This is a genomic window from Pseudomonas sp. FP198 (genome assembly GCF_030687895.1).
Taxonomy (GTDB): domain Bacteria; phylum Pseudomonadota; class Gammaproteobacteria; order Pseudomonadales; family Pseudomonadaceae; genus Aquipseudomonas.
Window position 1 is genome coordinate 791,845 of sequence record NZ_CP117452.1, and the last position, 20,494, is coordinate 812,338.

Sequence of the window (20,494 nt, forward strand, 5' to 3'; positions counted from 1 at the left end):
GTTCAATGCAAGCAATGCGTGGCTGGTCGACGCGATATGCGCCGTGGGTCGGCCTGGTCGGCTTCCTGGGCTGTGCGCCGCAGGCCCTGGCCGGCGAATACGAAGGCTCGCCGCAGGTGGCCGAATTCGTCGGTGAGATGACTCGCGACTACGGTTTCGCCGGCGAACAGCTGATGGGGGTGTTCCGCGAGGCCGAGCGCAAGCAGTCGATCCTCGACGCGATTTCCCGGCCCGCCGAGCGGGTCAAGCAGTGGAGCGAGTACCGGCCGATGTTCATCACCGAGGCGCGTATCGCCCGGGGCGTGGACTTCTGGCGCCAGCACGAAGCCGCCCTGGCCCGCGCCGAGCAGGAATATGGCGTACCGGCCCAGGTCATCGTATCAATCATCGGCGTCGAGACCTTCTTCGGCCGCAACACCGGGAATTTCCGGGTGATCGACGCCTTGTCGACCCTGGGCTTCGATTACCCGCCGCGCGCCGAGTTCTTCCGCAAGGAGCTACGCGAATTCCTCCTGCTGGCCCGCGAAGAGCAGGTCGATCCGCTGACCCTCAAGGGCTCCTACGCCGGGGCCATGGGCTTGCCACAATTTATGCCCAGCAGTTTCCGCGCCTATGCGGTGGACTTCGACGGCGACGGCCACATCAATATCTGGACCAACCCGACCGATGCCATCGGCAGTGTTGCCAGTTATTTCAAACGGCATGGCTGGGAGGCCGGCGAGCCGGTGGTCAGCCTTGCGGACGTGCGCGGCGACCAGGTGGACCAAGGCCTGACCACGGGCATCGAGCCGACAAAAACCGTCGGGGAGTTGCGAGCGCTGGGCTGGTCGAGTCATGATGCGCTGCGTGACGACATGCCGGTCACCGCGATGCGCCTGGAAGGCGAGCAGGGCCCCGAATACTGGATGGGCCTGAAGAATTTCTACGCGATTACGCGTTATAACCGCAGCGTGATGTACGCCATGGCCGTATATCAACTGTCTGAAGAGCTGGTCAAAGCACGGGGCGTCAAATAATGCGGGCAATGCCTACCTATCAACCCCTGAAAGCCAGGCCCCTCAAGCTGGTGGCATTGGCGGCGCTGTCTTTGCTGGTCGTGAGCTGTTCGACCAGTCGCGCACCGACCCAGAAAAGTCCCAATGTCGTGCGGGCCACACCGGGCCTGGACATCAACCGGGCCCACAAGGATGGCGCGCCGTGGTGGGATGTCGATGTCTCGCGCATTCCCGATGCGACGCCGACCCTGCACACCGGCCCCTACAAGGCCAACCCGTACACGGTGCTGGGCAAGACCTACTTCCCGATAGCCGATTCCAAGCGCTACGTCGCCTCGGGCACGGCGTCCTGGTATGGCACCAAGTTCCACGGCCAGAACACCGCCAATGGCGAGGTCTACGACCTGTATGGCATGAGCGCCGCGCACAAGACCCTGCCGCTGCCCAGTTATGTGCGGGTGACCAACCTGGACAACAACAAGAGCGTGATCCTGCGGGTCAACGACCGTGGGCCGTTCTATTCCGACCGCATCATCGACTTGTCGTATGCGGCGGCGAAAAAGCTCGGTTACGCTGAAACCGGCACCGCCCGGGTCAAGGTCGAAGGCATCGATCCGCAGGAGTGGTGGGCCCAGCGTGGCCGTCCGGCGCCTTTGATGCTCAACGAACCAAAAGTGGCGCAAAATGCCGCGCCGACCGTGACGGCCTCCACCGGCACGGTCGAGCAATGGACCCCGCCGCCGCAGCAACACGCCGCGGCCGTGGTGCCGGTGCAGATCGATGCAAAAAAAAACGCTTCTGCAACAGCGTCTGGCCAGTATCTGCAAGTGGGCGCGTTCGCCAACCCGGACGCTGCAGAACTGTTGAGGTCGAAGCTGAGCTCGATGGTCAGCGCGCCGGTGTTCATCAGCTCGATCGTGCGCAACCAGCAGACCCTGCATCGGGTGCGCCTGGGGCCGATCGGTTCTCCGGGTGAGGTCCAGCAGGTGCAGAATAGCGTGCGCCTGGCCAATCTCGGTTCGCCGAGCCTGGTCACGTCCGAGTGATTGATTGAGGCCCGCCCGTGGTTTGGGCGGGTCAGGTTGTTGGCTCCACGAATAACAAAAGCCCGGCAAGGGTTGTGAGTGAGCAACTTAAATACGCGGCAGCTCCTTGTAGAATTGCCAGTTCAGTTTTTGCCTTCGGGCAGTCCCATTAGCGATTTCGAGAGACGGATGAACATCACCACCTTTGCCAAACGCCTTTGCCTGCTAGTCCCGCTGCTTCTCTCTCCGGCCGCGTTCGCGGTCGAGATGATGCCTTCGCCTCCGCAACTGGCGGCCAAAGCCTATGTCCTCATGGATGCCAGCAGCGGCAATGTGCTGGTAGAGAACAATGGTGACCAGCGCCTGCCACCGGCCAGCCTGACCAAGCTGATGACCGCGTACATCGCCACGCTGGAGATCCGTCGCGGCCAGATCGGTGAGAACGATCCGGTGACCGTCAGCGAAAACGCCTGGCGCACCGGCGGTTCGCGGATGTTCATCAAGGTCGGCTCGCAAGTGACCGTCAGCGACCTGCTGCACGGCATCATCATCCAGTCCGGCAACGACGCCAGCGTCGCCCTGGCCGAGCACATTGCCGGCAGCGAAGACGCGTTCGCCGACATGATGAACAAGACGGTCGCCGACCTGGGCATGACCAACAGCCACTTCATGAACCCGACCGGCCTGCCGAACCCCGAGCATTATTCCTCGGCTCACGACATGGCGATCCTGGCCCGGGCAATCATCCACGAAGACCCTGCGCATTACGCCATCTACTCCCAGAAGGAATTCTTCTGGAACGGCATCAAGCAGCCCAACCGCAACCTGTTGCTGTGGCGCGACAAGACCGTCGATGGCCTGAAGACCGGCCACACCGAGGAGGCTGGCTACTGCATGGTGTCTTCGGCGGTTCGTGACGGCATGCGCCTGATCGCCGTGGTGTTCGGCACCAACAGCGAAGTGGCCCGCGCCGCCGAGACCCAGAAGCTGCTGACCTACGGTTTCCGTTTCTTCGAAACCCAGACCTTCTACCAGAAGGGCACCGAACTGGCCCAGGCCCAGGTGTGGAAAGGCACCAGCAACCAGGTGAAAGCCGGCCTGGCGCAGGACCTGACCATGACCTTGCCTAAAGGCCAGCTCAAGAAGCTTGCCGCCAGCATGACCATGAGCCCTCAGCTGACCGCGCCTATCGCCAAGGGTGACGTGATCGGCAAGGTCGAAGTCAAACTGGACGACAAGGTGGTACACAGCGCCGACCTGATCGCGCTGGACGCGGTCGAGGAAGGTGGTATTTTCCGCCGCATGTGGGATAGCATCCGTCTATTCTTCTACGGCTTGTTCAACTGATTTCGAGTGTTGACCTGCATGGCCCCGTTCCTTTCCGGTGCGGGGCCATGTTCGTTATCACGGCTTGCGAGGCCGTTACGCCATGACAGACTCCGAAGTAAAGGCGCCAAAGATCGAATTTCCCTGCGCGGATTATCCGATCAAGGTAATCGGCGATACCGGTGTGGGCTTCAAGGACAAGATCATCGCGATCCTTGAAAAACATGCCACCGTTGACCACAAGACCCTGGCCGAGCGCCAGAGTACCAACGGCAAATACACGACCATCCAGTTGCATATCATTGCCACCGGCCAGGAACAGCTCTACGACATCAACAGCGAGCTGCGAGCGACCGGTTTCGTGCATATGGTGTTGTGATGCCAGGCACGCTGGGCTTTCGCGAGCTGGGCAGCATGGCTTACGAGCCGGTCTGGCACGCCATGCAGCGCTTCACGAACGAACGTGGCACCAGCGCCGACGACGAAGTCTGGCTGGTGGAACACCCGCCGGTGTTCACCCAGGGCCAGGCCGGCAAGGCCGAGCACTTGCTGCTGCCGGGCGATATCCCGGTGGTGAAGGTCGACCGGGGCGGGCAGGTGACTTACCATGGCCCCGGCCAACTGGTTGCCTATCTGTTGCTGGATGTGCGCAAGCTGGGGTTCGGTGTGCGCGAGCTGGTCACTCGCATGGAAACATGCCTGATCGAGCTGCTCGCCAGCTACGGTGTGACCGCGGCGGCCAAGCCGGATGCACCGGGCGTCTACGTCGACGGGGCGAAGATCGCCTCGCTCGGCTTGCGCATCCGCCATGGCTGTTCGTTCCATGGCCTGGCGTTGAACGTGGACATGAATCTTGAACCGTTTAGACGGATTAATCCCTGTGGCTATGCAGGGCTGGCAATGACCCAGCTGCGCGATCACACAGGATCGATTGAATTTGCCGAGGTAAGTGCCCGGCTGCGCGCGCAGCTCGTCAAACACCTCGACTATGCTGAGCAGACGACCCTCACGGGCGGAATCGACTGATATGACTACTGATGCAGTGCAAACCATGATCCCGACGCTGGACGTCACCGAACGTCCGGCCCCGCGTGCCAAGGTAGAGGCCGGCGTCAAGCTGCGCGGCGCCGAGAAGGTTGCACGCATTCCGGTCAAGATCATCCCGACCACCGAACTGCCGAAGAAACCCGACTGGATCCGCGTGCGCATCCCGGTCTCTCCGGAAGTCGACCGGATCAAGGCCCTGCTGCGCAAGCACAAGCTGCACAGCGTCTGCGAAGAAGCCTCCTGCCCGAACCTGGGCGAGTGCTTTTCTGGCGGCACCGCGACGTTCATGATCATGGGCGACATCTGCACCCGTCGTTGCCCGTTCTGCGACGTCGGCCATGGCCGTCCGAAGCCATTGGACACCAACGAGCCGGAAAGCCTGGCCATCGCCATCGCCGACCTGAAGCTGAAATACGTGGTCATCACCTCGGTGGACCGTGACGACCTGCGTGACGGCGGTGCCCAGCACTTCGCCGACTGCATCCGCGAGATTCGCAAGCTGTCGCCGAACGTGCAGCTGGAAACCCTGGTGCCCGATTACCGTGGCCGCATGGACATTGCCCTGGAAATCACCGCCGCCGAGCCGCCGGATGTGTTCAATCACAACCTGGAAACCGTGCCACGCCTGTACAAGGCTGCGCGCCCGGGTTCGGACTATCAGTGGTCGCTGACCCTGCTGCAGCGTTTCAAACAGATGATGCCGCATATTCCGACCAAGTCTGGCTTGATGCTGGGTCTGGGTGAGACTGATGAGGAAGTCATCGAGGTCATGAAGCGCATGCGTGAGCACGACATCGACATGCTGACCCTGGGCCAGTACCTGCAGCCTTCCCGTAGCCATTTGCCGGTGCAGCGTTTTGTGCATCCGGATACCTTTGCCTGGTTTGCGGAGGAGGGGTACAAGATGGGCTTCAAGAACGTGGCTTCGGGGCCGTTGGTGCGGTCTTCGTATCATGCGGATGAGCAGGCTAAGTTAGTCAAGGCTGAGTTGCTTGGGTCCTGATTTGGCGTTGGGTTTTTCTGGGTGGTGTGCATATCCGTTTTAGCGTAACGGCGGCTTAGGGTTCCGCCCTTACGGCGGGTCACTTTTTTCAGACGCCAAAAAAGTAACCAAAAAGGCTTTGCCCCACCACTCGGTGCCTCGCCTAGGCTCGGCATGCCTGAACGAAGGCATCGCTCCGTGGGCCGCCGCGAAGGGCCATCCATGGCCCAGCGCGGCTAACCCGGCATCCATGCCGGGTTACCCACTGCGCAATGCCTTCATTCAGCCATCGTGGTTAACGGGGCGCTCCAGATCAAAAGCAAAAAGCAAAAAGCAAAAGCTAGGCGGCTTTGGGGCCGACCTGGTTTCTGATGGATCGCGTTTCTCCTGTGGGAGCGAGCCTGCTCGCGATAGCGGTGGTTAGCCACATGAATACCAGCCCCGCCCCGCCCCGACCGCTCTTGATCTTGATCCTGATCCTGATCCTGATCTTGATCTTGATCTTGATCTTGATCCTGATCTTGATTTGAGCGCCCCGTTAAACCACGCTGGCCGAACGCAGGCATTGTGGAGTGGGCATCCCGGCATGGATGCCGGGATAGCCGCGCTGGGCCATGGATGGCCCTTCGCGGCGGGCCCACGGAGCAATGCCGGAGTGAGGGCATGCCGAGCCTAGGCGAGGCACCGAGTGGTGGGGCAGAGCGTTTTTGCTTACTTTTGGCGCTCTTCCAAAAGTGAGCCGCTGTAAGAGCGGAACCCTAAGTAGCCATTACCGCAGAAACGGATATTCACACGATCAAAGAACCGGAAAACCCATGGCCCACACCCTGATCCCACACCACCCCGTCCCGGCCCTCCTTCAAAAAGGCCTGATCGGAGTGATCGCCCCCGCCGGGCCGGCCCCATTGGACACGGAAAAAGCTATCCAATGGATGCGCGCCAGGGGCCATGATCTGCGAATCTTCCCCGGCGTCTACGAAAAAGACGGCTACCTGGCCGGCAGCGACGAAATACGCCTCAACGACCTGCACGCCGCCTTCGCCGACCCAGAGGTAAACGCGATCATCTGCCTGCGCGGAGGCTACGGCACCCCCCGCCTGCTCGATCGCATCGACTTCCAGCTTATTAAACAAAACCCCAAGCCCTTCGTCGGCTACAGCGACATCACCGCACTGCACCTGGCAATCAGCCGTTACGCCGGCTTCGTGACCTTTCACGGGCCGTTGCTCAACGCCGACCTGCTGGGCGACAAGGAACCCCCGACCGTCACCTCGTTCTTCAGCCTGCTGCGCGGCCAATTGAAAGCGGGTGACGTACTGAGCCATCCCGCAGCCTATCCGTTGACCACCGTGGAACCCGGCATCGCCCATGGGCGCCTGCTGGGCGGCAATCTGTCGATGATCGCCGCGACCATGGGCACGCCCTACGAAATTGATGCCGAAGGCGTGATCCTGCTGGTTGAGGACGTCAATGAACCGCTATATCGCATCGACCGTCTGCTGACCCAATTGCGGCTGGCAGGCACCCTGGCGAAGCTGCGAGGCGTGCTGTTGGGGGATGTCGCCGGTGTGGATGGCGAGGCGCTCAACCGCTTGTTCAAGCAGACCTTCGAACCACTGCGTATTCCGGTGTTGTCCGGCTGGCGCAGCGGGCACTGCGATCCGAACCTGACGTTGCCGATGGGCGCGCTGGTGACGCTGGATGCGGGGGGGAAGAGGTTGGTGCTGGAGCAGGATGTGGTGTTCAGTCGCTAATTTTTTGTTGCCTGGTAGTCAGTCTTCGCGAGCAGGCTCGCTCCCACAGGGGATATATGAACACCTGTGGGAGCGAGCTTGCTCGCGATGGCGTCAGCCGCCCTACATCGATTCAGCGACTACGCAACGCCTCCAGCAACTTGTGCGTCGGATACCCATCCGCCGGCCAGCCAAAGGACTGCTGGGCGCCGCGGATCGCCTTGCGGGTGTTGGCGCCGATAATGCCGTCGGGCGTGCCCGCATCGTAGTTGTGCTTGCCCAGCAGGGTCTGCAATTCGATACGTTCGCTGCGGCTCAGGGGCAGGTCCTCCTTTGGCCACTGGCCGTAGACCAGGCCTGCGCCGGCGAAGCGCTGCGACAACAGCCCAACCGCCAAGGCGTAGGACGATGAGTTGTTGTACTTGAGGATGGCTCGGAAGTTATCGAATATCAGGAATGCCGGGCCGCGATGGCCTGCCGGCAGGAGAAGGGAAGCCGAGAGCTGTTTATCATCCGGGGCAATCGGCAAACCGCCATATTCGGAAACGCCCAGGCGCTCCCATTCGGAGACGGGTTTGCGAATCGTGCCATCGGCCAGGGTGTAGTCGAAGCCTTCACCGAGCGAGACCTCGAATCCCCATGGTTGGCCGCGCTGCCAGCCGGAGCTTTGCAGGTAATGCGCGGTCGAGGCCAGGGCGTCGGTGGCGCTGCCCCAGATATCACGACGCCCATCGCCATCGAAGTCCACTGCATGGGTGTTGTAGGTGGTTGGAATGAACTGGGTCTGGCCCATGGCGCCGGCCCAGGAGCCGAGCATTTTTTCCGGGGTGATATCGCCCTGTTGCAGAATTTGCAGCGCGGCAATCAGTTGTGCGTGGGCAAAGCCCGGGCGCCGTCCTTCGTAGGCGAGGGTGGCCAGGGAGTTGATCACTGACTTGGTGCCCTGGAACTGGCCGAAATTGCTCTCCATGCCCCACACCGCTACCAGCGCCTGGCGATCAACGCCGTAGCGCTGTTCGATGCTTTGCAGGATGTCGGCGTGCTGCTGGAGCAAGGTCTGGCCTTTGCGCACCCGCAAAGGTGACAAGGCGCCATCAAGGTATTCCCATACCGGCCGGCTGAATTCAGGTTGGCTGCGATCCGCCTTGATCACGCTCATGTCCGGGCTGACGCCGATGAAGGCACGGTCGAACAGGTCGGCCCGGATCCCGGCGGCCAGTGCTTCCTTGCGAAACCCGGCTTGCCATTCGGCGAAGGTCTGGGTCGGCGCAATATCCAGGTTCTCCCCGGTCGGCACTACGGGCGGCACGATGGCCGGTGCGGTCACGGCAGGCAGGGTCTTGAGCGGTTGGGCGTCGGCGGCGGTGGGTTTTTCAGCGCAGGCGACCAATAACGCAACGCTTGCGGCAGCTATCAATTGGCGCAGTGGCCAACGACGGGAAAGGCAAAGGGGCATGCACGGGTCCAGATAAACGAATCAAGTGCTGACCTTAACATGGGCAGGGGCTGTAGAGCTTGTTCGAGTGTTTCAGGCTGCCAGAAAGCAAGAAGCCTCCCAGTTGTCAGACTGGAAGGCTTCGCGGCGGTAGCTGCCTTTACCCTTGGCGGGTCGTTCCTGGCGGCTGCGGAACAGGGGCTGGGCGACGATGGACTTGGCCTTGTTGGGGCCATGCCTGGATGGCTTTTTGCTCATGATGGGATCTCTCACAGGTTGGGTTTAGCGGGGCAGATGATGGGTCAGGGCTGGGGTTTTGTCCAGTCCCTGCGCTGTGCAGGATATGTCACCTGAGTGAACGGAGTTTGTGGCGAGGAAGCTTGCTCCCTCTCCACAGGTACCGGTTTATTCAGCGGGTAATGACAGCCGTTGGCTAGCCATCAACAGCGACAACCGGCTCAGGCTCATCCACGGCGAGCCTGCGGCCTGGCCCTTGATCTGTGCGTCGATGCGCTGGGCTTCGAGCAGCAATTGCGCCCAGCGTGATGCCGAGTAACGTTGCAGCGCCTTGCTCATCAACGGTTTGCGTTTGTCCCATACCGGCGGCCGGGCCTGGCTGAAGGCTTTGTCCAGCGGCACGCCCTGACTGTATTGCAACGACAGGTTCGCGAGCAGGCGCAACTCCCGGGCCAGCGCCCAGAGAATCACCGGCGGTTCGACGCCTTCGCCCCGCAGGCCTTCCAGCATGCGCAAGGCGTGGGCGGCTTCACCGTTGAGGATTGCGTCGGTAAGCCCGAAGACATCGAAGCGTGCGCTGTCGGCCACGGCCGCCTGGACCGTTTCCACCGTGATCTGGCCACTCTCGGCCATCAGCTTGAGTTTTTCGATTTCCTGGGCGGCGGCCAACAGGTTGCCTTCGACCCGGGCGGCAATCAGCTCAACCGCGTCCTGGCTGGCCGACAGGCCGGCCTGGGACAGGCGCTGGCGGATCCAGCTGGGCAACTGACTGACATCCACCGGCCAGATCTGCACGAACTGAGTCTGCTGGCCTTCGACCAGCGCCTTGCCCCACTTGGTTTTCTGCGCGCTGCCGTCGAGTTTCGGCAGGCTGATCAGCAGTACCGTGTCCTCGGCGGGCCGCGAGCAGTATTCGATCAGCGCGGCGGCGCCCTTGTCACCGGGTTTACCGGAGGGCAAGCGTAGTTCCAGCAGGCGTTTCTCGGCGAACAGCGACATGCTTGCCCCGGCCTGCAGTAACGTACCCCAATCGAAGCTGGCGTCGGCGGCGAACACCTGACGTTCGTCGAAACCTTGCTGGCGGGCGGCAGAACGGATGGCGTCGGCAGCTTCCTGGCACAGCAGCGGGTCATCGCCGCTGATGATATAGACGGGCGCGAGGGCGCCTTGCAGGTGTTTGCCGAGTTGAGCGGGAGCGAGTTTCATAGGCGCAGGCGAGCGGGGCGCCGGAGCGCCCCGCAAGGCTTATTGGGCCGGGATCTGCAACGGCGACTGTTGCGGAGTTTCCGCCTCAGCCTTGCGTGCCGCTTCCAGCGCTTCGGCTTCGGCCTTGGCGCGAGCGTCGGCGGTCTGTTGCAGCTGGTCCAGTCGAGCCGGGCTCAGCTGTTGCAGGCGCAACATCATGCGCTGGACCAGTTCACGACGCATTTCGCCGCGCACTTCGACGGATTCCTGATCGGAACCGGTGATGTTGTTGCCGTCGTGCAGGTAGACCTTCTGCACCTGCAGCTTGTCGTCCAGTAACGACAGACCGTTGTTGCCGCGGATTTCGTAGGTCAGCACGTTGGTCAGCTCGTACTCGGCCGAACGACCGGCGCCGGCATAGCTGAGGCTGCGCTGGCTTTGCTGTTCGCTTGCCAATACCAGCTTGTACGGTGCGCCGCTGTAGACTTTCACGCCGCTGTTTTCCAGGGTCTGACGCAGCAGTTTCACGGTATCGCCATAAGCGTCCCGCGCGCTGAGGTCCAGTTCCTTGATGGCCAGCTCGGTGGTGCCAGTGCCGCGCAGCTGGAAGCCGCAGGCGCTCAACAGGACCGCCAGGCCCATAACCAGCAGATTACGTTTGATCATCTTGTTGCTCCCCTTGAAACCCATGGGCCGACTGTGCGGCCCCGCAGGTCATATTCGGCGTCCGGCCGATGGCCTGGACGCCCGATCCAATTAGCTTGCGACGATATTGACCAGTTTGCCGGGCACGACGATCACTTTGCGGATCGTCAGGCCATCGACGAAGCGCAGTACGTTTTCGTTGGCGCGTGCGGCGGCTTCGACTTCTTCGCGAGTGGCGGCGGCCGGCATGTCGATCTGGCCGCGCAGCTTGCCGTTGACCTGGATGACCAGGGTCAGGCTGTCTTGTACCAGCGCTGTTTCGTCCACCACCGGCCAACCGGCGTCGATCACCGGGTCGGCGTGACCCAGTTGATTCCACAGTTCATGGCTGATGTGCGGGGTGATTGGCGCGAGCAGCAGCGTCACCGCTTCCAGGCCTTCATGAACCAGCGCGCGATCCTGTTCGGTGTCTTGCGCGGCTTTTTCCAACACATTCATCAGCGTCATCACTTGGGCGATGGCCGTATTGAATTTGTGGTTCTGGCCGACGTCATGGCTGGCCTGCTTGATCGCCAGGTGAATCGAGCGACGAATGGCCTTCTGCTCGTCGTTCAGGCCGGCGAGGTCCAGTTTGCCCGGCAGACCCAGGTTGACGTGAGCCTGGGCCAGGCGCCAGACGCGCTTGAGGAAGCGGTGCGAGCCTTCGACGCCGGAGTCGGACCATTCGGCGCTCATGTCCGGTGGCGAAGCGAACATCATGAACAGGCGGCAGGTGTCGGCGCCGAACTGATCGATCATCGACTGTGGGTCGACGCCGTTGTTCTTCGACTTGGCCATTTTTTCGGTGCCGCCGATTTCCACCGGCAGGCCGTCGGCGATCAGTTTGGCGCTGATGACCTTGGCTTTGCTGTCGCGTTCGAGTTCGACGTCGCTCGGGTTGAACCAGGTGTAGGCACCGTTGGCTTCGCGACGATAGTAAGTCTCGGCGATCACCATGCCTTGGGTCAGCAGGTTCTTGAACGGCTCGTTGGAGCTCACCAGGCCTTCATCGCGCATCAGCTTGTGGAAGAAGCGCGCGTAAAGCAGGTGCAGGATGGCGTGTTCGATGCCGCCGATGTACTGGTCCACCGGCAACCAGTGGTCGGCCGCGGATTTTTCCACCAGGCCGCCTTCATAATGCGGCGAGGTGTAGCGGGCGTAATACCACGAGGACTCGACGAAGGTGTCCATGGTGTCGGTTTCACGCTTGGCCGGTGCGCCGCATTTCGGGCAACTGCATTCGTAGAATTCGGGCATGCGCGCCAGGGGCGAGCCGGCGCCATCGGGTACGACGTCTTCCGGCAGGACCACAGGCAACTGGTCTTCCGGTACCGGTACGTCGCCGCAGGTGTCGCAATGCACGATCGGAATCGGGCAGCCCCAGTAGCGCTGGCGGCTGATGCCCCAGTCACGCAGGCGGAACTGGGTGCGCGAGGCGCCGAGGTTTTTCTTGATCAGGGCGACTTCGATGGCATCGAATGCGCCGGCGAAATCCAGGCCGTTGTACGCGCCGGAATTGATCAGCTCACCGTGCTCGCCATAGGCATCCTGCCATGGCGCCGGGGTCTGGTCACCGGCGCTGGTGCGCACGACCGGTTTGACCGGCAGGTTGTACTTGTGGGCGAACTCGAAATCGCGTTCGTCGTGAGCCGGCACGGCCATCACGGCGCCGTCGCCATAGTGCATCAGCACGTAGTTGGCGACCCACACCGGCAGTTTCTCGCCGGTGAGCGGGTGTTCGACGAACAGCGAGGTCGGCAGGCCTTTCTTTTCCTGGGTGGCGACATCGGCTTCGGCGACGCTGCCGCCCTTGCATTCGGCGATGAACGCCTGCAGCTCGGGGTTGCTCTGCGCCGCGAGGGTCGCCAGCGGATGTTCGGCGGCCACGGCTACGTAGGTGGCGCCCATCAGGGTATCCGGACGGGTGGTGAAGACTTTCAGGGTGCCGGCTTCGCCAATGGAGGCGACGTCGTACGGGAACTGCACTTCCATGCCCCGGGACTTGCCGATCCAGTTGCGCTGCATGGTCTTGACCTGCTCGGGCCAGCCGGTCAGCTCGTCGAGACTCTCCAGGAGTTCATCCGCGTAGGCGGTGATCTTGAAGTAGTACATCGGGATCTCGCGCTTTTCGATCAGCGCGCCGGAGCGCCAGCCGCGACCGTCGATGACCTGCTCGTTGGCCAGTACGGTCTGGTCCACCGGGTCCCAGTTCACGGTGCCGTTCTTGCGGTAGATCACGCCTTTTTCGAACAGGCGGGTGAACAGCCACTGCTCCCAGCGGTAGTACTCGGGCTTGCAGGTGGTGACCTCGCGGGACCAGTCCACCGCAAGGCCCAGGCTGCGCAGCTGGGTCTTCATGTAGGCGATGTTTTCGTAGGTCCACTTGGCAGGGGCCACGTTGTTTTTCATCGCGGCGTTTTCCGCCGGCATGCCGAAGGCGTCCCAACCCATCGGTTGCAGGACATTCTTGCCCTGCATGCGTTGGTAGCGGGAGATCACGTCGCCGATGGTGTAGTTGCGCACGTGCCCCATGTGCAGCTTGCCGCTGGGGTAAGGGAACATCGACAGGCAGTAGTACGTCTCCTTGCCTGGCTGTTCACTGACTTCAAAGGACTTTTGCTCATCCCAGAACGACTGGGCGGCGGCTTCGATTTCACGGGGCTGGTAGTGTTCGTGCATGGCTACTTTTGTACTGAATGGGGTGGCCCAATCCTCTTCATTGCCATGCTGGACGCAGACGACGCCGGATGCGGCGTTTTCGATGCCCAGCCAGGCTGGAAGTGGAGTTACAGGAAGCGCCGTAGCATACATGACCGCGCTCTGCCGAGGGAAACCTTGATTGCGTGTCCAGGCGTTGCCGACCATTGCCGACGGCCGGCGTTCAGGGCCGTTGGTCGCGGCGTCCTGCCGGTTTGCCCAGCGAAGCTAAGCTTCTCAATGGGGAGTGAGTCTTATCTTCAATGAGGTGAGGGATGGTTGAATTACAACGAAAAGTCGCTACACCTGAGTTGTACGAAAAACTGATCGATCGTCTCGGGGTCGCCCTGGACGCGGCAAGAACCGCCGGTCGCTTGCGTGATGAGCGCCCGGCAGAGCTGGAACTACGCGGCTTGAGCCCCGCAGAGTTCGAAGTGGTCAAGGCTTACCTTGAGCAGGTCGGGCACCAGGCCTCCTCCAGTGGTGTCCAGGCAAACAAGCGTCTCGATGCGCCCCGTCCGGCCAAGGTTGTCTGGCTCAAGGACCGGACGCCCGACAAGGATGCTGTAAAGGTCCGGTCGCTGCAGTTCAAGTGAAGCCGGATCCACGCGTGTCGCTTTTTTTTGATTCGGCTTTTTTCGAATCTGTTGTCGCATTGCGTCAACCCACCTAGGCTTCGGGCATCTTTGGAGATGCCCGATGCCGTTTCGTTATTTCATCAAACAACTTTTATTGCCGCCCAGCATTCTTTTACTCCTGCTGGCGCTTGCCTGGTGGTGGCGCGACTCCCGGCCGCGCCTGGCTCGCCTGTGTTTTGCCGCGGGCCTGGGCGGTTTCTGGCTGATGAGCTTGCCGGTGGTGGTGCAGTGGAGCGCCGAGGCATTGGAGCGTGAGCCGCCACTGGCGCGCAGTGAATGGGCAACCCTGGCTCAGCGTGCCGACGCCATCGTGGTGCTGGGGTCCGGTCGTGAGCGAGGCGACCTGGCCTGGGGCACTGACCAGCCCACCGGTATCGGTCTGGAGCGCCAGCGTTATGCGGCGCGCCTGGCCAAGGCGTCCGGCCTGCCTGTGCTGACTACGGGTGGCTTGCACTACGGCACTCCGCCCAGCGAAGCGAAGCTGATGGCCGACGCGATGCTCGATGATCACGGGGTGACCGTACGCTGGCTGGAAGAGCGCAGCCGCACGACCTGGGAAAATGCCCAGATGAGCGCGCAGATCCTGTTGCCTGAAGGGGTCAAGCGCGTGGTCGTCGTGACCCATGCTGCGCATATGCCGCGCGCAGTCTGGAGCTTCCAGCGGGCGGGTTTCGAGGTGGTTCCCGCGCCGATGGGGTTTCTCGGCCAGGATAACGCCCGGCCATTGGGCGGCTGGATGCCGGAGTTCAAGTCGATCTGGCAGTCGGGACAGTTGATGAATGAAGCGGTGGGGCAGGTGGGGTATTGGTTGTTCTACCGCTGACTTATCAAGGTGAACGCTATTGTGGCGAGGGAGCTTGCTCCCGCTGGCCTGCGAAGCAGGCCCCAGCAGTGCTTCAGGTAAACCGCACTGTCCGGTTTTGCGACTGCTGCGCAGCCGAGCGGGAGCAAGCTCCCTCGCCACAGAGATATCCAGCCCTACAAGAGGTGTGTCAAACGGTCCTGGCCATCCGTCCGGCCATCAACGCCCAGCCCAGCAGCAACACGCACAGGATGATCAACGGCCACGAACGCCATTGCAGGTAAGGCGTCAGGGCTTGCATCGGCACCACTTCGCCGTAGAGGATGCCGCGCTCGAATTGCGGGATGCTGACGGTGATCTGGCCGAAGGGGTTGATCAGGCCGGTCACGCCGTTGTTGGTGGCACGAATCATCCAGCGGCCGGCTTCCAGCGCGCGCATCTGCGCCATTTGCAGATGCTGTAACGGGCCGATCGAAGTGCCGAACCAGGTGTCGTTGCTGATGGTCAGCAGCAGGTCGCTACGCGCCGAAAGGCTGGCGGCGAATTCCGGGTAGACCACTTCGTAGCAGATGAACGGGGCGATCTGGTAACCCTTCGCTTGCAGCAGCGGCTGATCGGCCGGACCCCGGGCGAAATCCGACATGGGTAAGTCGAAGAATGCGATCAGCCCGCGCAGCAGGTCCTGCAGCGGCACGTACTCGCCGAAGGGCACGAGTTTCTGCTTGAGGTAGGTGCCATCGCCTTCGCCGGTCACGGTGATGCCGTTGAAGTAGCGTTTCTCGTGGCGCACCAGTTGGCGAATCGGCACGCCGGTGATCAGCGCCGAATGCCGCTCGGCGGCGAAGCTGCCCATCATGTCCAGATAACCCTGAGCGGATTCCTTGAGCACCGGCACCGCGGTTTCCGGCCAGACCAGCAGGTCGACGCGCTTGGAACTGAGGCTCATGTCACGGTACAGGGCCAATTGCGCGTTGAGCTGTTCGGGGTCCCACTTCATGCTTTGTTCGATATTGCCCTGGATCGCCGCCACGCTCAGCGGGTCGCCCGAAGGACTGGTCCAGGCGTGGCCCTTGAGCGCCATGCCGGCGACCCACGGACCGACCAGCAGCACCAGGCCCGCCGCGATGAAGCCCTTGCGCCCGGCGCGCAGCAGGCAGGAAGCGTTGTACAGCAGCGCGGCGGTCAGGGCGAGGGTGAAGGAAATCAGCCACATCCCGCCCAGCGGCGCGAGCCCCGCCAGCGGGCCGTCGAGCTGGCTATAGCCGGAATAAAGCCACGGGAAACCGGTCAGGAACCAGCCGCGGAAAGCTTCCTGGCCCAACCACAGCGCGGCGAAGGCCAGAGCGTCGGCCAGGGGCGCTTCGTTGCGCCGCAGCCAGCGCGCCCACAGCCAGGCGGGCAGGGCAAAAAACCAGGCGATGGCGGCGATGAACAACAGCATCAACAGACCGGCGAGCAGCACCGAGGCGCCGCCGAAGTTGTGGATACTGACGTAGATCCAGCTGGTGCCGGCGCCAAACAGGCCGAAACCGAAACACCAACCACGGCCCAGGGCCTGGCGGGGCGAGAGTTCGCGCAAGCCGGCGTAGAACAACCCGACCGCGAGCAATGCCAGCGGCCAGATGTCGAAGGGTGCCAACGCCAGGGTGGTGATCGCGCCGGCCGCCACGGCCAGCAGGTTACCGGGCCAGCCGGGGCGGGTTATCCAGCGCATGTGTTTCCTTAGCGGGTCTCGCAGGGGTTAACGGGCAATGGGTGACAGGCGCAGCAGATGGATCCGGCGACTGTCGGCATTCAGGATGCGGAAGCGCCAGGAGCCGATCTCGGTGGTTTCGTTACGCTTGGGCAGGTGCCCGAAAGCCGCTCATGACCAGGCCGCCGACGGTATCGAACTCATCGTCGGAAAACTCGCTGTCGAAGAACTCGTTGAAGTTCTCGATGGGCGTCAGGGCCTTGATCAGGAAGTCACCGCTGGGCAGGGGCTTGATGTAGCTGTCTTCCTCGACATCGTGTTCGTCCTCGATGTCGCCGACGATCTGCTCAAGCACATCCTCGATGGTGACGAGCCCGGCCACGCCACCGTATTCGTCGATGACGATGGCCATGTGATTGTGATTGGCGCGGAACTCGCGCAGCAGCACGTTAAGGCGCTTGGACTCGGGCACGAAAGTGGCCGGACGCAGCAAGTCCTTGATGTTGAAGCTGTCGCCGTTCTCCTGGAGGATCAGCGGCAGCAGATCCTTGGCCAGCAGCACGCCCATGACGTCGTCATGGCTCTCGCCGACGACCGGGTAGCGCGAGTGAGCGGAATCGACCACGGCCGGCAGGAATTCGCGGGGAGTCTGGGTCGCCTTGATGCTGACCATCTGCGAGCGCGGGACCATGATGTCCCGCACTTGCAGGTCAGCGACCTGGATGGCGCCTTCGACGATGGCCAGCGCTTCGCTGTCCAACAGTTTGTTCTGGTGTGCATCGCGCAGCAGCTCCAGCAGCTCCTGGCGGTTTTTCGGCTCATGGGCAAAAGCCTGGGTGAGCTTGCCCAGCCATGACTTCTGCCCGTTGGTCGATCGATCTTCGCTCATAGCGATTACTCTGAATCCTTTGTCGTTACAGGTTGATGTATCAGTGTTCGTCGCCGGCATAAGGGTCGGGATGACCCAGCTCGGCAAGCAACGTTCGTTCCAGTGCTTCCATTTCCTCGGCTTCGTCATCTTCCATATGGTCGTAACCGAGCAAATGCAAGCAGCCGTGAATCACCAGGTGAGCCCAGTGGGCCTCAGGGGTCTTGTGTTGTTCCGCCGCTTCACGCTCCACCACGGGGACGCAAATCACCAGGTCGCCCAATAGCGGGATATCGAGCAGCTCGTCGGGCACGTCGGCGGGGAAGGACAGCACGTTGGTGGCGTAGTCCTTCTGCCGCCAGGTGTGGTTCAACTCACGGCCTTCGGCTTCGTCCACCAGGCGGATGGTCAGTTCCGAGTCGGCGCTACGCTGACGCAGGGCCAGTTCGCACCATTGACGGAATTGGGCCTCGTCGGGGGCGGCATGTTCGCTGGCCAGTTGCAGGTCGAGTTCAAGCATCGTGGCTGTTGCCCTTGGTGGCGGGCGCGTCTTCCTGGCGATTCTCGAAGCGTTCATAGGCTTCGACGATGCGCTGCACCAGCGGATGGCGCACGACGTCCTTGGGCATGAAATGCGTGAAGCTGATGCCCGGAACATCCTTGAGCACTTGGATCACATGGTTCAGCCCGGACTTGGTGCCGCGGGGCAGGTCGACCTGGGTGATGTCCCCGGTGATGACGGCGGTGGAGCCGAAGCCGATCCGGGTCAGGAACATCTTCATCTGTTCGACGGTGGTGTTCTGGCTTTCGTCGAGGATGATGAAGCTGTTGTTCAGGGTGCGGCCACGCATGTAGGCCAGTGGCGCAACCTCGATGACCTGGCGTTCGATCAGCTTGGCGACGTATTCGAAACCGAGCATTTCATACAGTGCGTCGTAGAGCGGGCGCAGGTATGGGTCGATTTTCTGGGAAAGGTCGCCGGGCAGGAAGCCGAGCTTTTCCCCGGCTTCGACGGCCGGGCGCACCAGCAGGATGCGTCGCACCTGTTCGCGCTCCAGCGCATCGACCGCACAGGCCACGGCCAGGTAGGTCTTGCCGGTGCCGGCCGGGCCGATACCGAAATTGATATCGTTGGCGAGGATTTCCTTCACGTAGCGCTGCTGATTCAGGCCGCGCGGGCGAATCATGCCTTTTTTCGTGCGCAGGGCCACCGCAGGTTCCGCAGGGGCTGGGTTGTCGAGTTCCTCGACAGCCGATTCCTGCAGGAACAGATGGACCAGGTCCGGCGACAGCTCGCTTGCCTTGGTTTCCCGATAGAGGCGGCGCAGCAGGTTTTCCGCGGAGGAGGTGTGCTTGGGTTCGCCGATCAGCTCGAACTGGTTTCCGCGGTTGCGGATCTCGATGGCCAGGCGCTGTTCGATCAAGCGCAGATGCTCGTCGAATTGCCCGCACAGATTGGCGAAGCGGCGAGCCTCGAAGGGCTCGAGAATGAAACGATGTGGTTCGATGGGTGCGTTCAAGGTCGTTTTTAGCCGCCCAGGGGCAATTAAGATGAAATCAAGGATAACGCCAGTAGGCTGGGTGCGAAAGCTCTTAAGCGGTGCAATCTGACAACAGGCTCGCCACGACCGGTGTGGGAGCGAGCCTGCTCGCGAAAGCGATGTCACATCCAACCTCGATATTGACCTCAATAGCGCTTTCGCGAGCAGGCTCGCTCCCACATGGGATAGTGTCGTTACTGAACCAGCGAACCGCGCAGGGAGTGCGGTTGCGCGGCGTCGATGTGCACGTCGGCGAACTGGCCGATCAATGCCGGAGTGTCGCAGCGGAAGTTGACGATACGGTTATTCTCGGTGCGCCCCTGCAATTCGCCCGGGTCTTTTTTCGAGTAATCGGTCACCAGGATCCGCTGGATGGAGCCGACCATTTGTCGGCTGATCTCGAAACCTTGCTGGTTCAGGCGGTGCTGCAAGGCATTGAGTCGCTCCTTTTTCACTTCCTCCGGCGTCTCGTCCACCAGGTCCGCCGCCGGCGTGCCGGGGCGCTGGCTGTAGACAAAGGAATAGGAGAAATCGAAGCCCACATCCTCGATCAGCTTCATGGTCTGCTGGAAATCCTTCTCGGTTTCGCCGGGGAAACCGACGATGAAATCCGAACTGATGCAGATCCCCGGTACCGCTGCGCGCAATTTGCGCAGCTTGGATTTGTATTCGAGCGCCGTGTGGTTGCGCTTCATGGCCGCGAGGATCCGGTCGGAACCCGATTGCACCGGCAGGTGCAGGTGCTTGACCAGTTCGGGGACCTCGGCGTGGGCCTGGATCAGGCTGTCGGAAAACTCCAGCGGGTGTGAGGTGGTGTAACGGATGCGGTCAATGCCGTCCACCGCCGCCACGACGCGGATCAGTTCGGCAAGGTCCGCCAGGCGACCGTCATGGGTCAGCCCGCGGTAGCCGTTGACGTTCTGCCCCAGCAGGGTCACTTCGCGCACACCGTTTTCCGCCAGGTGGATGATCTCCGCGATCACGTCATCGAAGGGACGGCTGACTTCCTCACCGCGGGTGTAGGGTACGACGCAGAACGTGCAGTACTTACTGCAGCCTTCCATCACCGAGACATAGGCGCTAGGCCCATCGATACGCGGTTCGGGCAAGTGGTCGAATTTTTCGATTTCCGGGAACGAGACGTCTACTTGCGGCAGTTTGGTGCTGCGCGCGGCGTCGATCATTTCCGGCAGGCGGTGCAGGGTCTGTGGGCCAAAGACTACGTCCACGTAGGGCGCGCGGTCACGAATGGCCGCGCCTTCCTGGCTGGCGACACAGCCGCCCACGGCAATGACCATGTCCGGCTTGGCCAGCTTCAGTTCGCGCCAACGGCCCAACTGGGAGTACACCCGGTCCTGGGCGCGTTCGCGGATCGAGCAGGTGTTGAGCAGGATCACATCCGCGTCTTCCGCGCGGGCGGTGACTTCCAGGGCCTGGTGTTCACCCAGCAGATCGACCATGCGCGAGCTGTCGTACTCGTTCATCTGGCAACCGTGGGTTTCGATGTAAAGCTTCTTGGCCATGGACGGGTTCATCACGTGATTCAAAGAACCGCGCATTATAGGGAAATAGTGGCCTGTGTGGCTAATTCGCGCACTCAACTTCG

18 protein-coding genes and 1 pseudogene are annotated in these 20,494 nt (G+C 62.0%); 9 read left to right on the plus strand and 10 right to left on the minus strand.

Going from position 1 to position 20,494, the window contains the following annotated elements; all coding sequences use genetic code 11:
- Nucleotides 1-5: 5 nt before the first annotated feature.
- The 7 genes from mltB (at nt 6) to PSH78_RS03780 (ending at nt 7,129) form a co-directional block, all read left to right on the plus strand.
- Entirely contained in the window at nt 6-1,016 is a 1,011-nt protein-coding gene (gene mltB / locus PSH78_RS03750; RefSeq protein WP_305498581.1) for a lytic murein transglycosylase B, read from the plus strand.
- Nucleotides 1,016-2,041, plus strand: a complete 1,026-nt coding sequence (locus PSH78_RS03755) for a septal ring lytic transglycosylase RlpA family protein (protein ID WP_305498582.1) — start codon at nt 1,016-1,018, stop codon at nt 2,039-2,041. Before mltB ends, PSH78_RS03755 begins: the two co-directional genes overlap by 1 nt.
- Nucleotides 2,042-2,209: 168 nt before the next feature.
- Entirely contained in the window at nt 2,210-3,367 is a 1,158-nt protein-coding gene (locus PSH78_RS03760; protein ID WP_305498584.1) for a D-alanyl-D-alanine carboxypeptidase family protein, read from the plus strand.
- A gap of 82 nt (nt 3,368-3,449) precedes the next feature.
- Nucleotides 3,450-3,725 (plus strand): DUF493 domain-containing protein, encoded by a 276-nt coding sequence (locus PSH78_RS03765; RefSeq protein WP_053125656.1) that lies wholly within the window; start codon nt 3,450-3,452, stop codon nt 3,723-3,725.
- Entirely contained in the window at nt 3,725-4,372 is a 648-nt protein-coding gene (gene lipB, locus PSH78_RS03770) for a lipoyl(octanoyl) transferase LipB (protein WP_305498585.1), read from the plus strand. The genes PSH78_RS03765 and lipB overlap by 1 nt, the downstream gene beginning before the upstream one ends.
- Nucleotide 4,373: 1 nt before the next feature.
- The gene (gene lipA / locus PSH78_RS03775; RefSeq protein ID WP_014340371.1) at nt 4,374-5,396 is read left to right on the plus strand and encodes a lipoyl synthase; all 1,023 of its coding nucleotides are present in this window, start codon (nt 4,374-4,376) and stop codon (nt 5,394-5,396) included.
- A gap of 794 nt (nt 5,397-6,190) precedes the next feature.
- Nucleotides 6,191-7,129 carry an LD-carboxypeptidase gene (locus PSH78_RS03780; RefSeq protein ID WP_305498586.1) on the plus strand — a complete coding sequence of 313 codons (939 nt, stop codon included), beginning with the start codon at nt 6,191-6,193 and terminating at the stop codon, nt 7,127-7,129.
- A gap of 112 nt (nt 7,130-7,241) precedes the next feature.
- Here the strand turns inward: PSH78_RS03780 and PSH78_RS03785 are convergent, their stop codons facing one another.
- The 5 genes from PSH78_RS03785 to leuS all read right to left on the minus strand — a co-directional run bounded on the left by PSH78_RS03785 (nt 7,242) and on the right by leuS (nt 13,328).
- Entirely contained in the window at nt 7,242-8,564 is a 1,323-nt protein-coding gene (locus PSH78_RS03785; RefSeq protein WP_305498588.1) for a lytic murein transglycosylase, read from the minus strand.
- Between the two features lie 72 nt (nt 8,565-8,636).
- A complete protein-coding gene (arfA, locus tag PSH78_RS03790; RefSeq protein ID WP_030140368.1) occupies nt 8,637-8,801 on the minus strand; it encodes an alternative ribosome rescue factor ArfA in 165 nt (54 codons plus the stop codon).
- A gap of 147 nt (nt 8,802-8,948) precedes the next feature.
- Complete coding sequence (gene holA / locus PSH78_RS03795; RefSeq protein WP_305498589.1) at nt 8,949-9,986, minus strand: DNA polymerase III subunit delta; 1,038 nt, start codon at nt 9,984-9,986, stop codon at nt 8,949-8,951.
- 39 nt (nt 9,987-10,025) lie between these two features.
- The gene (lptE, locus tag PSH78_RS03800; RefSeq protein WP_305498591.1) at nt 10,026-10,631 is read right to left on the minus strand and encodes an LPS assembly lipoprotein LptE; all 606 of its coding nucleotides are present in this window, start codon (nt 10,629-10,631) and stop codon (nt 10,026-10,028) included.
- Between the two features lie 90 nt (nt 10,632-10,721).
- Nucleotides 10,722-13,328 carry a leucine--tRNA ligase gene (gene leuS, locus PSH78_RS03805; RefSeq protein ID WP_305498593.1) on the minus strand — a complete coding sequence of 869 codons (2,607 nt, stop codon included), beginning with the start codon at nt 13,326-13,328 and terminating at the stop codon, nt 10,722-10,724.
- Between the two features lie 293 nt (nt 13,329-13,621).
- On the opposite strand from leuS, the gene PSH78_RS03810 reads away from it, so the two are divergent.
- Together PSH78_RS03810 and PSH78_RS03815 are read left to right on the plus strand one after the other, a co-directional pair.
- Nucleotides 13,622-13,942 carry a hypothetical protein gene (locus PSH78_RS03810; protein ID WP_305498595.1) on the plus strand — a complete coding sequence of 107 codons (321 nt, stop codon included), beginning with the start codon at nt 13,622-13,624 and terminating at the stop codon, nt 13,940-13,942.
- A 103-nt stretch (nt 13,943-14,045) separates the two neighbouring features.
- A complete protein-coding gene (locus PSH78_RS03815; protein ID WP_305498597.1) occupies nt 14,046-14,807 on the plus strand; it encodes a YdcF family protein in 762 nt (253 codons plus the stop codon).
- Between the two features lie 169 nt (nt 14,808-14,976).
- Here PSH78_RS03815 and lnt read toward each other — a convergent pair whose 3' ends face one another.
- From lnt to miaB, 5 genes and pseudogenes are all read right to left on the minus strand, one after another.
- Nucleotides 14,977-16,500, minus strand: a complete 1,524-nt coding sequence (gene lnt, locus PSH78_RS03820) for an apolipoprotein N-acyltransferase (RefSeq protein WP_305498599.1) — start codon at nt 16,498-16,500, stop codon at nt 14,977-14,979.
- 27 nt (nt 16,501-16,527) lie between these two features.
- Nucleotides 16,528-17,368, minus strand: a pseudogene (locus tag PSH78_RS03825) (HlyC/CorC family transporter).
- Nucleotides 17,369-17,408: 40 nt separating this feature from the next.
- Nucleotides 17,409-17,867 carry an rRNA maturation RNase YbeY gene (gene ybeY, locus PSH78_RS03830; RefSeq protein ID WP_305498601.1) on the minus strand — a complete coding sequence of 153 codons (459 nt, stop codon included), beginning with the start codon at nt 17,865-17,867 and terminating at the stop codon, nt 17,409-17,411.
- Nucleotides 17,860-18,867 carry a PhoH family protein gene (locus tag PSH78_RS03835; RefSeq protein WP_305498603.1) on the minus strand — a complete coding sequence of 336 codons (1,008 nt, stop codon included), beginning with the start codon at nt 18,865-18,867 and terminating at the stop codon, nt 17,860-17,862. Before PSH78_RS03835 ends, ybeY begins: the two co-directional genes overlap by 8 nt.
- Nucleotides 18,868-19,082: 215 nt before the next feature.
- The gene (gene miaB, locus PSH78_RS03840) at nt 19,083-20,411 is read right to left on the minus strand and encodes a tRNA (N6-isopentenyl adenosine(37)-C2)-methylthiotransferase MiaB (protein WP_305498604.1); all 1,329 of its coding nucleotides are present in this window, start codon (nt 20,409-20,411) and stop codon (nt 19,083-19,085) included.
- Nucleotides 20,412-20,494: the final 83 nt, after the last annotated feature.

What these genes read in the sequence shown, in the direction of transcription:
- lptE (WP_305498591.1), bottom strand. Translation starts at nt 10,631, where the DNA reads ATGATCAAACGTAATCTGCTGGTTATGGGCCTGGCGGTCCTGTTGAGC.
- mltB (WP_305498581.1), top strand. Translation starts at nt 6, where the DNA reads ATGCAAGCAATGCGTGGCTGGTCGACGCGATATGCGCCGTGGGTCGGC.
- PSH78_RS03765 (WP_053125656.1), top strand. Translation starts at nt 3,450, where the DNA reads ATGACAGACTCCGAAGTAAAGGCGCCAAAGATCGAATTTCCCTGCGCG.
- miaB (WP_305498604.1), bottom strand. Translation starts at nt 20,411, where the DNA reads ATGGCCAAGAAGCTTTACATCGAAACCCACGGTTGCCAGATGAACGAG.
- arfA (WP_030140368.1), bottom strand. Translation starts at nt 8,801, where the DNA reads ATGAGCAAAAAGCCATCCAGGCATGGCCCCAACAAGGCCAAGTCCATC.
- ybeY (WP_305498601.1), bottom strand. Translation starts at nt 17,867, where the DNA reads ATGCTTGAACTCGACCTGCAACTGGCCAGCGAACATGCCGCCCCCGAC.
- lipA (WP_014340371.1), top strand. Translation starts at nt 4,374, where the DNA reads ATGACTACTGATGCAGTGCAAACCATGATCCCGACGCTGGACGTCACC.
- lipB (WP_305498585.1), top strand. Translation starts at nt 3,725, where the DNA reads ATGCCAGGCACGCTGGGCTTTCGCGAGCTGGGCAGCATGGCTTACGAG.
- PSH78_RS03760 (WP_305498584.1), top strand. Translation starts at nt 2,210, where the DNA reads ATGAACATCACCACCTTTGCCAAACGCCTTTGCCTGCTAGTCCCGCTG.
- PSH78_RS03780 (WP_305498586.1), top strand. Translation starts at nt 6,191, where the DNA reads ATGGCCCACACCCTGATCCCACACCACCCCGTCCCGGCCCTCCTTCAA.
- leuS (WP_305498593.1), bottom strand. Translation starts at nt 13,328, where the DNA reads ATGCACGAACACTACCAGCCCCGTGAAATCGAAGCCGCCGCCCAGTCG.
- PSH78_RS03755 (WP_305498582.1), top strand. Translation starts at nt 1,016, where the DNA reads ATGCGGGCAATGCCTACCTATCAACCCCTGAAAGCCAGGCCCCTCAAG.
- holA (WP_305498589.1), bottom strand. Translation starts at nt 9,986, where the DNA reads ATGAAACTCGCTCCCGCTCAACTCGGCAAACACCTGCAAGGCGCCCTC.
- PSH78_RS03785 (WP_305498588.1), bottom strand. Translation starts at nt 8,564, where the DNA reads ATGCCCCTTTGCCTTTCCCGTCGTTGGCCACTGCGCCAATTGATAGCT.
- PSH78_RS03810 (WP_305498595.1), top strand. Translation starts at nt 13,622, where the DNA reads ATGGTTGAATTACAACGAAAAGTCGCTACACCTGAGTTGTACGAAAAA.
- lnt (WP_305498599.1), bottom strand. Translation starts at nt 16,500, where the DNA reads ATGCGCTGGATAACCCGCCCCGGCTGGCCCGGTAACCTGCTGGCCGTG.
- PSH78_RS03815 (WP_305498597.1), top strand. Translation starts at nt 14,046, where the DNA reads ATGCCGTTTCGTTATTTCATCAAACAACTTTTATTGCCGCCCAGCATT.